The sequence below is a fragment of the Intrasporangium flavum genome (genome assembly GCF_001956915.1).
Lineage (GTDB): Bacteria > Actinomycetota > Actinomycetes > Actinomycetales > Dermatophilaceae > Monashia > Monashia flava.
The window spans coordinates 75,374-88,917 of the sequence record NZ_MLJO01000012.1 but is presented as its reverse complement, the minus strand read 5'-3'; the positions used below and the strand labels follow the sequence as shown (position 1 = coordinate 88,917).

General features: G+C 71.7%; 13 protein-coding genes. 9 read left to right on the top strand and 4 right to left on the bottom strand.

The window, feature by feature from the left end:
- The first annotated feature begins 18 nt into the window (after positions 1–18).
- The 3 genes from BIV28_RS10220 (at position 19) to BIV28_RS10210 (ending at position 2,555) form a co-directional block, all read left to right on the top strand.
- Entirely contained in the window at positions 19–1,281 is a 1,263-nt protein-coding gene (locus BIV28_RS10220; RefSeq protein ID WP_076261554.1) for an NAD(P)/FAD-dependent oxidoreductase, read from the top strand.
- Between the two features lie 86 nt (positions 1,282–1,367).
- Entirely contained in the window at positions 1,368–2,225 is an 858-nt protein-coding gene (locus BIV28_RS10215; RefSeq protein ID WP_076261552.1) for a bifunctional methylenetetrahydrofolate dehydrogenase/methenyltetrahydrofolate cyclohydrolase, read from the top strand.
- 9 nt (positions 2,226–2,234) lie between these two features.
- The gene (locus tag BIV28_RS10210; RefSeq protein WP_076261551.1) at positions 2,235–2,555 is read left to right on the top strand and encodes a DUF3017 domain-containing protein; all 321 of its coding nucleotides are present in this window, start codon (positions 2,235–2,237) and stop codon (positions 2,553–2,555) included.
- A gap of 154 nt (positions 2,556–2,709) precedes the next feature.
- Here BIV28_RS10210 and BIV28_RS10205 read toward each other — a convergent pair whose 3' ends face one another.
- The 4 genes from BIV28_RS10205 to aqpZ form a co-directional block, all read right to left on the bottom strand.
- Positions 2,710–3,699: a malate dehydrogenase gene (locus tag BIV28_RS10205; RefSeq protein ID WP_076261549.1), complete on the bottom strand. Its 990-nt coding sequence runs from the start codon at positions 3,697–3,699 to the stop codon at positions 2,710–2,712.
- A 143-nt stretch (positions 3,700–3,842) separates the two neighbouring features.
- Complete coding sequence (locus BIV28_RS10200) at positions 3,843–4,628, bottom strand: hypothetical protein (RefSeq protein WP_076261548.1); 786 nt, start codon at positions 4,626–4,628, stop codon at positions 3,843–3,845.
- On the bottom strand, positions 4,625–5,287 hold the full coding sequence (locus BIV28_RS10195) for a SatD family protein (protein ID WP_076261546.1): 663 nt from the start codon (positions 5,285–5,287) through the stop codon (positions 4,625–4,627). Before BIV28_RS10195 ends, BIV28_RS10200 begins: the two co-directional genes overlap by 4 nt.
- Before the next feature lie 99 nt (positions 5,288–5,386).
- Positions 5,387–6,199: an aquaporin Z gene (gene aqpZ, locus BIV28_RS10190; protein WP_076261544.1), complete on the bottom strand. Its 813-nt coding sequence runs from the start codon at positions 6,197–6,199 to the stop codon at positions 5,387–5,389.
- Between the two features lie 334 nt (positions 6,200–6,533).
- Between aqpZ and BIV28_RS10185 the strand changes: the two genes are divergently transcribed.
- Genes BIV28_RS10185 through BIV28_RS10160 form a run of 6 tightly spaced genes read left to right on the top strand, consistent with a single transcriptional unit; the run spans position 6,534 to position 13,511 of the window.
- A complete protein-coding gene (locus tag BIV28_RS10185; protein WP_341350215.1) occupies positions 6,534–8,360 on the top strand; it encodes a polysaccharide biosynthesis protein in 1,827 nt (608 codons plus the stop codon).
- Positions 8,357–9,511, top strand: coding sequence for a DegT/DnrJ/EryC1/StrS family aminotransferase (locus BIV28_RS10180; protein WP_242652886.1), 1,155 nt, complete (start codon positions 8,357–8,359; stop codon positions 9,509–9,511). The genes BIV28_RS10185 and BIV28_RS10180 overlap by 4 nt, the downstream gene beginning before the upstream one ends.
- A complete protein-coding gene (locus BIV28_RS10175) occupies positions 9,508–10,128 on the top strand; it encodes a sugar transferase (RefSeq protein ID WP_076261540.1) in 621 nt (206 codons plus the stop codon). Before BIV28_RS10180 ends, BIV28_RS10175 begins: the two co-directional genes overlap by 4 nt.
- The gene (locus tag BIV28_RS10170) at positions 10,125–11,270 is read left to right on the top strand and encodes a glycosyltransferase (protein ID WP_076261538.1); all 1,146 of its coding nucleotides are present in this window, start codon (positions 10,125–10,127) and stop codon (positions 11,268–11,270) included. Before BIV28_RS10175 ends, BIV28_RS10170 begins: the two co-directional genes overlap by 4 nt.
- Positions 11,263–12,411, top strand: coding sequence for a glycosyltransferase family 4 protein (locus tag BIV28_RS10165; RefSeq protein WP_207555905.1), 1,149 nt, complete (start codon positions 11,263–11,265; stop codon positions 12,409–12,411). Before BIV28_RS10170 ends, BIV28_RS10165 begins: the two co-directional genes overlap by 8 nt.
- A complete protein-coding gene (locus tag BIV28_RS10160) occupies positions 12,408–13,511 on the top strand; it encodes a glycosyltransferase (RefSeq protein ID WP_076261534.1) in 1,104 nt (367 codons plus the stop codon). The genes BIV28_RS10165 and BIV28_RS10160 overlap by 4 nt, the downstream gene beginning before the upstream one ends.
- Positions 13,512–13,544: the final 33 nt, after the last annotated feature.

Sequence of the window (13,544 nt, the reverse complement as noted above, 5' to 3'; positions counted from 1 at the left end):
CGAGGGTATGAGGCCAGCATGAGCGACGCGACGACACCGCAGGACGAGCACGCCACCTACGTCATCGTCGGCGGTGGCCTCGCCGCCGCCAAGGCCGTCGAAGGCATCCGCGAGACCGACGAGAAGGGTGGCATCGTCCTCGTCACCGAGGAGGACCGCCTCCCGTACGAGCGGCCGCCGCTGTCCAAGGGCGTGCTCAAGGGCGAGGACGAGCCCGAGTCCGCCTACCCCCACGACGAGGCGTGGTACGCCGAGCAGGGCGTCGACCTGCGGCTCGGCAACCCGGCCACCTCGCTCGACACCGCCGCGCGCACCGTGACGCTCCGTGACGGCACGGTCCTCCGGTACGACAAGCTGCTCCTCGCCACCGGCTCCTCGGCCAGGGCCCTCAAGGCGCCCGGCGCCGACCTCGACGGCGTGCTCTACCTGCGCGAGATGCAGGAGTCGGAGGCCCTCAAGGCCCAGCTGGGCAAGGACGCCCGCATCGTCATCGTCGGGGCCGGCTGGATCGGCCTCGAGGTCGCCGCCGCTGCCGCCGAGGCCGGCGCGTCGGTCACCGTCGTCGAGCCGCAGCCGACCCCGCTCAACGCCGTCATGGGCGACACCGTCGGTGGCTGGTTCGCCGACCTGCACCGCGGTCACGGTGTCGAGTTCCGTTTCGGCGAGGGCGTCGACCGGCTCGAGGGCGACGGGCGTGTCGAAGCCGTCGTCACGAGCACCGGCGACCGGATCCCCGCCGACGCCGTCGTCGTCGGCGTCGGCATCACCCCCAACACCGGGCTGGCCGAGGGCGCCGGCATCGAGGTCGACAACGGCATCGTCACCGACGCCGCCCTCCGCACCTCGGCTGACGGCGTCTGGGCTGCCGGTGACGTCGCGAGCTGGCGCAGCACGACGCTCGGGACCAACGTCCGCGTCGAGCACTGGGCCAACGCCAACGACGGCGGCCTCGCAGCGGGCCGGTCGATGGCCACCGGGGAGCAGACCTACGATCCGATCCCGTTCTTCTTCTCCGACCAGTACGACGTCGGGCTCGAGTACGCCGGGTACGTGCCGCGCGACTCCGGCGCCGAGGTCCTCCTGCGCGGCAAGCCCGACACCAACGAGTTCATGGCGTTCTGGGTCGTCCCCGAGGGGGAGGGCGTGCGCGTGCTCGCGGGCATGCACGTCAACGTCTGGGACACCATCGACGCCGTGCAGAAGCTCGTGCGCGAACGCATCGTCGTCGACCGCGACCGGCTCGCCGACCCGGACGTCCCGCTCGACGACCTCGCCGGCTGACCGGAGGTCCGAACGCGTCGGGGCGCGGTCGGGGCGCGGCCGGAGCGGCCGCGGTCCCCGTTGCGGGCCGTGGCAGGATGTCACCCGTGACGGCACGCATCCTCGACGGCAAGGCGACCCTCAAGACGATCAAGGCCGAGCTGGCCGCGCGGGTGGCGCGGCTCGCCGAGCAGGGGGTCGTCCCCGGGCTCGGCACCGTCCTCGTGGGCGACGACCCGGGCAGCCACTGGTACGTCAACGCCAAGCACAAGGACTGCGCCGAGATCGGCATCACGAGCATCCGCCGCGACCTGCCCGCCACCGCCACCCAGGCCGAGGTCGAGGCCGTCATCGACGAGCTCAACGCCGACCCCGCCTGCACGGGATTCCTCGTCCAGCAGCCCACCGGCCTCGACGAGATGGCGCTGCTTTCGCGCGTCGACCCCCGCAAGGACGTCGACGGCCTGCACCCGACCAACCTCGGCTGGCTCGTCCTCGGCAAGCCCGCGCCGCTGCCCTGCACCCCGATGGGCTGCATCGAGCTGCTGCGCCGCCACGACGTGCCGATCGCCGGCGCGAAGGTCGTCGTCGTCGGGCGCGGCCTGACGGTCGGCCGCCCGCTCGGCCTCATCCTGACGCGCAAGAGCGAGAACGCCACCGTCACCCTGTGCCACACCGGCACCAAGGACCTCGCCGCCGAGGTGCGCCAGGCCGACATCGTCATCGCCGCGGCCGGCGTGCCCGGCATCGTCACCGCCGAGATGGTCAAGCCCGGCGCCGCGGTGCTCGACGTGGGCGTCAGCCGGGTCGACGGCAAGGTCGCCGGCGACGTCGCCCCCGAGGTCGCCGAGGTGGCCGGCTGGGTCAGCCCCAACCCCGGTGGTGTCGGCCCGATGACCCGGGCCCTGCTGCTGAGCAACATCGTGGCGGCCGCCGAGGCGTCGGTCGCCGGCGCGCGCGCCTGAGCAGCGTCGATGCAGTGGCGGGGTAGCGGGTTCGTCGTCCTCAGCTGGTGGTACCTCGTCGCGGGCCTCGCGGCGATCGGTGTGCTGACGATGGGCTTCTACGACGTCCGGTGGGGCGGCCGGATCATGGCGGCGGCGTTCGGCATCGGCGCCGTCATCCGCCTGATCGCCCGACCCGCTCGCAAGGCCGGCGGCCTCAACGTTCGCTCGCGGGCCCTCGACGTCGTCATCCTGCTCGTCCTCGGCATCGGGGTGCTCATCGCCTCGGCCACGGTCAACGTCGGGTCGGAGGGCCCCAGCCGCACGTCGGTCGACCGCACCTCCCGCTGACCCGAGCGTCGTCGTCGACCTCGGCCCCGACGCGTGGGCGCACTCGTGGTGCCCGGCCCCGACGCGTCGGGTTGCCTTCTCGGCGAAGGGAATGCGAACGGGCGCCGGTCACCCGTGGTGACCGACGCCCGTCGGAGGCTGTTGGAAGCCCGACTCAGATGAGGCCGAGACCCTTGACCGCGTCGCGCTCCTCGGCGAGCTCGGCCACCGAGGCGTCGATCTTGCCGCGCGAGAACTCGTCGATGTCGAGGCCCTGGACGATGCTCCACGCGCCGTCCTTGACCGTGACGGGGAACGAGGAGATGAGGCCCTCCTCGACGCCGTAGGAGCCGTCGGAGCGGACCGCCATGGAGACCCAGTCGCCGTCGGCCGTGCCCTCGACCCAGGTGCGGGCGTGGTCGATCGTGGCCGACGCCGCGGAGGCGGCCGAGGAGGCGCCGCGCGCCTCGATGATCGCCGCGCCGCGCTTGGCGACGGTCGGGATGAAGGTGCCGGCGAGCCAGTCCTGGTCGCCGACCGTCTCGGCGGCGTTCCTGCCGGAGACCTCGGCGTGGAAGAGGTCGGGGTACTGCGTCGCCGAGTGGTTGCCCCAGATCGTCATCTTCTTGATCTCGGTGACCGGCACGCCGAGCTTGGCGGCGAGCTGGCTGATCGCGCGGTTGTGGTCCAGACGCGTCAGGGCCGAGAAGCGCTCGGTGGGGATGTCGGGGGCGTTGCTCATGGCGATCAGCGCGTTGGTGTTGGCCGGGTTGCCGGTGACGGTGACGCGGATGTCGTCGGCCGCGACCTCGTTGAGGGCCTTGCCCTGCGGGGCGAAGATGCCGCCGTTGGCCTCGAGCAGGTCGCCGCGCTCCATGCCCGGACCGCGCGGGCGGGCGCCGACGAGGAGGGCGTGGTTGACGCCGTCGAAGACCTTCGTGGCGTCGTCGCCGATCTGGACGCCGGCGAGGGTCGGGAAGGCGCAGTCGTCGAGCTCCATGACGACGCCCTCGAGCGCCTTGAGCGCCGGGGTGATCTCGAGGAGACGCAGCTCCACGGGGGTGTCGGGCCCGAGCAGCGCACCGCTGGCGATGCGGAACAGGAGGCTGTAGCCGATCTGGCCGGCGGCGCCGGTGACGGCGACCTTGACGGGGGTAGTGCTCACGGGGATGGCCCTTCACATCGGTCTGGCGCGTGGACGCTCCGACGCTACCAGCGAGCGTGGGGCCGCCCTGCGCCGCCCGGGTGCGGCCTTGGTCACCCCGGGGCGTCGGGCTCGGCCGGGATCGCCGGGGCGTCGGGACGCGCTCAGCGGCCGAGCGCGAGCGTGGCGAGGGCGAGGATCCAGCTGACGAAGCTGCCGACGAGGAAGTACTCGGTGACGTCGTCGATGCCCGCCGGGCCACCGCTGTAGCTGCCGGACCCGCCCTGGGACCCGCTGCGCGCCGCGGCCTGCACCTCGGGGAAGCGGAGCAGTCCCTTGGCCGCGATGACGAAGCCGGCCGCGCCGAGCTCGCCGGCCAGGCCCAGGCCGAGGATGACGAGCCGCTCCATGGGCCCGAGCAGGCGTCCGCCCTTGAGTCGGTCGGCGGGGTCGGGGACGGGGGGCGCCGCGATCTGGTCGGGACGCAGGGCGCCGATCGTCAGCAGGATGAGGCGGACGATGACGTTGGCCGTGGCGATGTTGAAGGCCACGAGCCCCGCGACGAGCAGGACGCGTTCGGGCGAGTGCGACGTGCCGCCGGGGAGGTCGGCCCAGTGCAGCCACGTCGCGAGGGCACCGCCCGGCGCGCTCGCCGCGCCCGAGAACAGGAGCAGGCCGACGACGACCACCGCGAAGGCGGTCAGGGCCTCGAGCGCGCGGCGGCCGGTGCGCTGGGCATGGCGGGACAGCTCCATCCACGCCGCGCAGCCCACCAGCGCGAGTCCGAGCGCGAGGACGTCTGGCCAAGACCTCAGGCCGGCGACCAGCGCGAGCGCGGCCACCGCCGCCGGGGCGGCCACGTGCGCGACGAGGCGCGACCGGCGCCAGGACGAGGAGCGGACGAGGTCGGCGACCCCGAGCCCGACGAGGACGACCGACAGCCACGTCACGGGAGCCGCCCGAGGGCCGCCATGGCGTCGAGGGCCACCCCGACGCCGTCGCGCCGCACCCGCTGCGACACCGCGGACGCACTGACGCCGAGCCGCGTCGCAACGTCGTGCTGGCTCCGGCCGTCCATGAGTCCTCCGAGGATGTCGCGGGTCGTCGTCGACATCGACCCAACCATGAAGTCCAGACAGTCGAGCGCGACGCGCAGGGTCGTGGCCGTGTCGTGCGATCCCGAGGCGCCGGACGCGTCGGGGGAGTAGCCGGTGCGCGCCGTCCGCGAGCGTGGCCGGGTGGCGCGCTCCTCGACCTCGACGATGGCGTCGCGCGCGGCCCAGTAGCCGGGGCCGTCGTGGACGCCGCGCACCGGGTCGAGCGTCGAGACCTCGCCCCGCCCGACGCCGAAGCGGACGTCCGCGTCGGGGTGCAGGTGGGCTCGGACGCGGAAGCTGGCGGCGAGGGCGTCCCCGAGGGTGGCGAACACGCCCTGGAACTCGTCGCCGAGCGTGATGACGAGGGGGTCGAGCGGCGTCAGGGCCGTGTTGACCTCGTCGATGGCCGCCTCGAGCGCGTCGTGCAGCCGCTGGCGGTCGGCGTGGAGCCGGGAGTCGACGATGTCGCCGATGAGGACGACGGGTGAAGCCTCAGCCTTCAGTGCTGCCATATGAAGAGCATAACTTCATATCGCAACCATGAAGGCATGTACTTCAGAAATTCCCGGTGAAGCCCATGGCTGAACCACCGCTTCCCGGCCCCGGACCCGCTAGTCGAGGACCGGGCGTCCCTCGGCGTCGCGGGCCGCGTTGTCGACGTCGTCGGTCGAGCCGTCGATGTCGAGGTCGGCCCTGTCCTCGCCGGTGATCCAGGCGTACGTGGCGCCGGCGATGAGGCCACCGACGATGGGCGCGACCCAGAACGCCCAGAGCTGGGCCGGGGCGTCGTTGCCGTTGAAGAACGCGACGGCCGTGGAGCGGGCCGGGTTGATCGAGGCGTTGCTGACCGGGATCGCGACGAGGTGGGCGAGCAGCAGGCCGAACCCGATGGCGAGCGGCGCGAAGCCCTTCGGGGCGTCCGCCTTGGTCGCCCCGAGGATGATGTAGACGAAGAATGCGGTGACGAGCGCCTCGACGACGAGCACCGCGCCGAGCCCGAAACCGCCGGGGGAGTGGGCTCCCCAGCCGTTGGCCGCGAGGTTGCCGGTGGCGGGCAGGCCCTGCGAGGTCCACAGGCCCGTGAGGGCGGCCCCGGCCAGCAGGCCTCCGACGACCTGCGCCACGAGGTAGAGCGGCACCTCTCGCCACTCGAAGCGCCGCGCGATCGCGATCCCGATGGTCACCGCCGGGTTGAAGTGCGCGCCCGACACGTGCCCGACCGCGTAGGCCATCGTCGTCACCGCGAGGCCGAAGGCGATGGCGATGCCGAGGTGGCCGATGCCGAGCTGCACCGGGGCGGAGTCGCTGAGGTCCTGGCGCACGAACTTGCCGTTGAAGATCGCCGACCCGCAGCCGATGAACACGAGCCAGAAGGTTCCGAGGGCCTCGACGGCGAGGCGCGAGCTCATCTTGGGGGTGTACATCGTGCTCCTCCGGCGGACGTCGACGCGTGGACCCCGGGCTGGTGCCGGTGCCTCGCAGCGTAGTGCTCGGGCCTCCCGTGGCGGGGGACCTCGTGACCCCTCCCGCGAGAGGGGGAAGAAGCCAGGTTTCGGGTTGCGGTCCGTGCGGTGTCCAGATAGTGAAGTAGGCAATCAAATGCGCGGTTGGCCGCGTTCACGCAGGTAGCATGGGCTCGCGCCGATTACCCCTTTTGCACCTTCTGTCTCCACGGCCGGTCGGGGGTGGCTCGAGAACCCGGGTCCGCGGCGCGTTCGGGGTCAGCAGGGAACCAGGGGTACACAGGGTGATGAGACGGTGAAGGCGAAGACTCGAAGGGCCCGCTGGGTTCGTCTCGGCTGGGCAGGGGTCGACGCCCTCGTCTGGGTCGTCATGATCTACGCGGCCCTGTGGATCCGACTGGACTTCAGCCTCAGCCTCGACAACCCGTTCGTGCGCGGGGCCGCCTGGTTCGCGCTTGCCGCGATGGTCGGGCAGCTGGTCCTGGGCTACGTCGTCGGCCCGTACTCCATCAGCCACGTCCTCGGCTCGTTCGAGGAGGTCGTCGAGCTGACCGCGACCACCGCCGTGGTCGGCGCCATGCTCTTCCTCACCGGTCTGCTCGTCGAGCCCGCCGTCATCCCGCGCGGGGTGCCGCTCACGGCTGCGGCGCTGGCTCTGGCCGCCATGTTCGCGCTGCGCTTCGTCGTGCGCACTGTGCGCTCCCACCGCGCCGCGGAGTCCGCGGCCGAGCGCCGCGCCATCGTCTTCGGCGCCGGCGAGGCGGGGCGCCGCCTCATCCGCAGCATGAAGTACGACGGGTCCACCCCGTTCGTGCCGGTCGCGCTGCTCGACGACGACAGGAGCAAGCACCGGCTGCGCCTCGAGGGCGTGCGGGTGCGCGGCACCCGCTCCGACCTCGCCGAGGTCGCCGAGCGCTTCGACGCCGACACCCTGGTCGTCGCGCTGCCCAACGCCGAGGCCTCGACGCTGCGCGACCTCGCGCTCCGCGCGGCCGACGCCGGCCTCGAGGTCGTCAGCCTGCCCCCGCTCAAGGACATCATCGGCGGGCGTCCGACCCCCCACGACCTGCGCGACCTCGACGTCGCCGACCTGCTGGGCCGTCGCCCGGTCGAGCTCGACACGACGGCCATCGCCGAGCAGATCTCCGGCCGCCGGGTCCTCGTCACCGGGGCCGGCGGCTCGATCGGCTCCGAGCTGTGCCGACAGATCGCCAAGTTCGGTCCCTTGCGCCTCTTCATGCTCGACCGCGACGAGTCGGGCCTGCAGGCCACGCAGATGAGCCTCACCGGCAACGGGCTCCTCGACTCCGACGACCTCGTCCTCGCCGACATCCGCGACACCGTCGCGCTCGCCGAGGCCTTCGAGCGGGCCCGTCCCGAGGTCGTCTTCCACGCCGCCGCGCTCAAGCACCTGCCGCTCCTCGAGGCCCACCCGCTCGAGGCCTGGAAGAGCAACGTCGTCGGCACCCTCAACGTCCTCGACGCCGCCGAGCGCGTCGGCGTCTCGACGTTCATCAACATCTCCACCGACAAGGCCGCCAACCCCACGTGCGTCCTCGGTTACAGCAAGCGCATCGCCGAGCGCCTCACCGCAGACTTCGCCCGCCGCGCCGACGGGCGCTACGTGTCGGTGCGGTTCGGCAACGTGCTCGGCTCGCGCGGCTCGGTGGTCCACGCCTTCACCGCGCAGATCGAGATGGGCGGCCCGGTCACGGTGACCCACCCCGAGGTCGAGCGCTACTTCATGCTCATCCCCGAGGCCTGCCAGCTCGTCCTCGAGGCCGCCTCCATCGGCACCGACGGCGAGGTCATGGTGCTCGAGATGGGCGAGCAGGTGAAGATCCTCGAGGTCGCCCAGACCCTCATCCGGATGAGTGGCCGCCGCGACGTCGAGATCGTCTTCACCGGCCTGCGCCCGGGGGAGAAGCTCGGCGAGGAGCTGTTCTCCCCGACCGAGGAGCGCCGCGGAACCGGGCACCCCCTCGTCAACAGCGTCGACGTCCCCCCGATCCAGGTGGACGACGTTCTCGGTGCCGTCTTCATCGGCATGGAGGAGGGGCGCGAATGGATGCGTGGCGAGGCACTCGCCACCGACACGGAAGTGGGCGTGAGCCAGTCGTGACCCGAATTCACCTGTCGAAGGCCGATGTCGGCGAGGCCGAGGAGCGCTACGTCCTCGACGCGCTCCGCTCGGGCTGGGTGGCACCCCTCGGCCCGCACGTCGATGCGTTCGAGGCGGAGGTGGCGGCGCGCTGCGGTGTCGCCGGCGCCCTCGCGCTGTCCTCCGGAACCGCGGCCCTACACCTGGCGCTGCTCGACGCCGGCGCCGGGCCGGGCACCGTCGTGCCCGTCTCGACGATGACCTTCGCCGCGTCGGTCAACGCCATCGCCTACACCGGCGCCGAGCCCGTGCTCGTCGACGCCCAGGAGTCCGACGGCAACCTCGACGTCGACCTCGTCCTCGAGGCCGTCGACACCCTCCGTGCCGAGGGGGCGGTGGTGCCCGCGGTGCTGGCCGTCGACCTCTTCGGCCGCTGCGTCGACTACGACCGGCTCGAGCCGGGGCTCGCCGAGCGCGACGTCCACCTCGTCGAGGACGCAGCCGAGGCGCTCGGCGCCGTCCACGGCGGGCGGGGCGCGGGCTCCTTCGGGCGCAGCGCCGCACTGTCCTTCAACGGGAACAAGATCCTCACGACGTCGGGCGGCGGGATGCTGCTCAGCGACGACGAGGAGGTCCTGGCGCGGGCGCGCTACCTGTCGACGCAGGCCCGCCACCCGGTGCCCTGGTACGAGCACAGCGAGGTGGGTTTCAACTACCGGATGTCCAACATCCTCGCGGCGCTCGGTCGCGGACAGCTCGAGCGGCTCGACGACATGATCGCGCGTCGCCGCGAGATCCGGGACCTCTACGAGAAGCACCTGTCGGGAGTGTCGGGCATCCGCCTCCTCGGCCGGAGCGGCGCGGACCGCGACGACGACGACAACTGCTGGCTCACGACGATCGCGGTCGACGGTCCCGGCGCCCGGCGCGAGGAGGGCGAGACCGTCGCCGACGGCATCGTCACGGCCCTCAACGCCGCCGACATCGAGGCCCGCCACGTGTGGAAGCCGATGCACCTGCAGCCTCTGCACCGCGACCAGCGCGCCTTTCTCACCGGGGCGTCGGAGCGGCTCTTCGAGCGCGGCGTCACGCTGCCCTCGGGCGTCGGGCTCACCGACGCCGACGTCCTGCGCGTCATCGACGCCGTGACGGCGCACCTGGAGGGCCGGTGAGGCGTCGCCTCCTCAAGCGCGCCCTCGACCTGCTCGTCGCGGTACCCCTGCTCGTCCTGTCGCTGCCGGTCCAGGCGGTCGTCGCGCTCGTCGTCCGACGCCGACTCGGCTCCCCGGTCCTGTTCCGTCAGGAGCGGCCGGGCCGCGACGGGCGCCCCTTCACCCTCGTGAAGTTCCGCACCATGCTCCACGTCAACCCCGAGCTCGGCCTCGTCGACGACGCCAATCGGATGACCGATCTCGGGCGATTCTTGAGGGCCACGAGCCTCGACGAGCTGCCGACCCTCTGGAACGTCGTGCGCGGCGACATGTCGATCGTCGGGCCTCGGCCACTGCTCATGAGCTACCTGCCGCTCTACACCGCCATCGAGCTGCGTCGTCACGACGTGCGCCCCGGCATCACCGGGCTGGCGCAGGTCTCAGGTCGCAACGCGATCGCCTGGGACGACCGGCTGCGCCTCGACGTCGAGTACGTCGAGGCCCAGTCGTTGTGGCTCGACCTCTGGATCATCGGACGGACGATCGGCTCGGTTGTCGGCCGTCAGGGCATCTCGGCCCCCGAGCATGTCACGATGCCCCTGCTCGACCGGCCCCTCCGCGACAGGACCACCTCGTGACCCGTGTGACCCTCGTGCTCAAGACCAACGAGGGCGGGATGTGGGCGGTCCCGCAGCTGTCCGCCCTTCGGGCGGCCGGCGCCGAGGTGACGGCCGTGATCCCGGCCGGGGACGGACGACTGCGACGGGCCCTGGATGCCGCGGACATCAGCGTCGTGGAGTCTCCCTTCGACTTCACCTTCGGTCCTCGCCTCGCAACCTTGTCGGGGCTGGTCCGGCTTCGTCGAGTCATTCGCAGTACTCGGCCGGACGTCGTGTTCTACCACCTGTACGCCAGCGCGCTGGCTGCGCGGCTGACCACCCTCGGCTCCGGCATTCGTCGCGTCCACATGGTCGCGGGCCCGCTCTATCTGGAGAGCCGGGCGATCCGGACCGTTGAACGTCTCCTCATGCGACTCGACAGCATGCTCATCGCAGGGTCGGAGTACACGGCGCGCCTCTACCGCGACCTCGGCATGCCCGCTGCCAGAGTGGTCGCCGTGCCGTACGGCGTCGATCTGTCTCGGTTCGCGCTCTCGGTCGCTGCCGGCTCACGACCCGATGCGGCGTCCCTGGTCGCGACGGGCAGTGGACTGCGCGCGGTGATGGTCGCCTACGTCTACGCGCCCAAGTCCGCAGTTTTTCCCGGGGTCGGGATCAAGGGGCACGACGTGCTGCTCGAGGCCTGGAGCACGTTCCGACTCGACCACCCGGAGTCGCGCTTGTTGCTCGTCGGGTCCGGCTTCGACGAGGCAGGCGAGGAGCACCGTCAGAGACTTCTCCAGAAGTACCAGGTGGCGGACGACCCGACGATCGAGTGGGTCGAGAAGGTCGAGGACGTCCGGCCGTACTACGAATGGGCCGATGTCTCCATCTCGCCGTCCCTGTCCGAGAACCACGGAGCGGCGCTCGAGGCCAGCGCGATGGAGGTTCCCTCGATCGTGTCGAGCGCGGGAGCGTTGCCCGAGGCAGTTCTGCCGGGCAGCGGTTGGGTTGTCCCCGTGGGTGAGGTAGACGTGCTCGCTGCGGCCCTGTCCGAAGCCGCGGCCGAGAAGGAAACGGGCGCGTTGGCACGACGCGGCCCTCTCGCCCGGGAGCACATGCGCCAGCACTTCGACCTCGACCAGTGCGCGGCCCGAGTGGTGGAGCAGGTCCTTGCCTGACCGTCCGGCCGTTGCGGTCCTGACCGAGCAGCAGTGCTCCCTGGCTCCCAACGGAGAGATCCTCGGCCGGACACAGCTCGGTGCGCTCGAATCGCTGGCGGCCAAGGTGCCGTGCACTCTGGTGGCCAGGGTGGGGCGCACAGACCTGACCAAGGCGCCGGAGTCTGGTGTACCCCTCCTGCAAGGCGCACACGGAGCGGCCCTGCCGTGGTCGGGTCCTGCCTCCCTGATCTCACTGATTCGCGGCGTGTGGCGGCAGGTGGGACGACACGAGGTGGTCGTCGTCTACCTACCCGGCCTGCTGGGGGTCGTCGGAGGCGCTACCGCCCGGCTGCGCCGCCGCCGGCTCGTCGTCATCGTGGTCGGTAACGCGGCCCAGTCGGTTGGTCCCGATGTCGTGCCGGGGTGGCGGGGTGTGATGGCCCGATCGGTTCTGCACCGTGGCAGCCGTTGGTTGGCTCGGCGAGCGGATGTTGCTCGCTACGTGACCACACACGCGCTCCAGGGCGTGTACCCGGCCGGCCCGCGAACCCGGAGTGTCGCCGCGTCCGACGTGCGTTGCGGCGACGTCGCGACCCAGCCGCGGCGCCGACCGGACGGCCCTGTTCGGCTCCTGACCGTTGCGAGCATGGACCAGCCCTACAAGGGTGTGCCCGACCTCGTCGACGCTGTCGCGCGCGTTCGTGACGCCGGCGGGGACCTCACACTGCGCGTAGCCGGCACGGGAAGGCTGCGTGCCTCGATCGAGTCCCAGGTCGCGCCGCGAGGCGGCGTGGAGTTCTTGGGCCACCTTTCCGGGCAGGCTTTGCGAGATGCCTATGCGGACGCCGATGCGTTCGCTCTGGCGTCGTGGACCGAAGGAATGCCCCGGGCACTCGTTGAGGCGATGTCGGCAGGACTGCCGACGGTGGCGACCGACGTCGGCGGTGTCTCCGAGCTGCTCGGCGCGCCGTGGGTTCGCCGCCCCAAAGACATCGCCGACCTCGCGACAGGGCTCGGGCTACTGCTTTCGCCGCAAACGCGGTGGAGCGAGCTCAGCGCCGACAACATCGCACGAGCGGCACAGCTGCGGCACGCCGCCGCGCGGGGTGACGACGAGTTCGTGGCAGCCGTGACACAGCTTCTGGAGGACCGCTCATGACCACCGTGCTTCACGTTTTCGGGGCCATGGATGTCGGCGGTGCCGAGATGCGAACCCTCGACCTCGTTCGAGACTTGGCGCCGGAAGGCGTCGAGTTCCACTTCCTGACGCTGTCGGGGCGCCGTGGCGTACTCGCCGACGAGATCGAGAGTCTCGGCGGCCACGTGCATCCAGTGCGACTGGGCCCGAAGTTCCCGGTGGGGTATCTGCGCCTGCTGCGCCGGCTGCAGCCGGACGTCGTCGACAGCCACGTAGCCACCTTCTCGGGCGCGTTGCTTCTCGGAGCCGCTCTTGCCCGCGTGCCGGTGCGCATCGCCCACTTCCGCAGTGACGGCGACGGGCACGCGAACACCGTGCGCCGACGGCTGCAGCGGCGGGTGATGCGCGCCCTCATCCACTCGTGCGCGACGGCGATCGTGGGCGTCAGCCCCTCAGCGCTCCGCGACGGCTACTCAGGTGCTTGGGAGGCTGACCGCCGCGCTCGGGTCATCGTCAACGGCGTGCGGGTGTCGGACGAGCAGGGCACTGACCTCAGGTCCGAGCTGGGGATCGGTCCCGAGCCGACGGTCATCCTGCACGTCGGTCGGCCCAGCCCCGAGAAGAACCGAACTCGCGCCGTGTCGGTTGTGGCAGCGCTGCAAGACACCGGGCACGACGTGCACCTCGCCTTCGTCGGAGGCGAGGGTGTCGACTCCGCCGACGTCGCCGCGGCCACCGACAGGGCCGGGCTGGAGGGCCGGGTCCACCATCTCGGGTCGCGTCGTGACGCGCACTCGTTGATGCGACAGGCAGACGTCGTCATCCTTCCCAGCATCCGTGAGGGACTCCCGGGTGTCGTCCTCGAGTCGCTCGCGGTGGGGACCCCCGTCGTGGCCTCCGACCTCCCCGGCGTTCGCTTCATCGCCGAACAGGTGCCTGGTGTCAATGCTGTCGGACTGGACCAGGCCGACGCCGTGTGGGCCGACGTCGTCGCCGCCTGTGTCCGCGCCAGCGACGGTGGCGATCGGCGGGCCGAGGTACGTGCGGGTTTCGCCGCCAGCGCGTTCTCCCAGAAGACGGCCAGCGAGGTCCACCACCGGCTTTACCGGGGCGAATCGTGAGGACGGCGACCGGGGCGCACGACCGGGACCTGT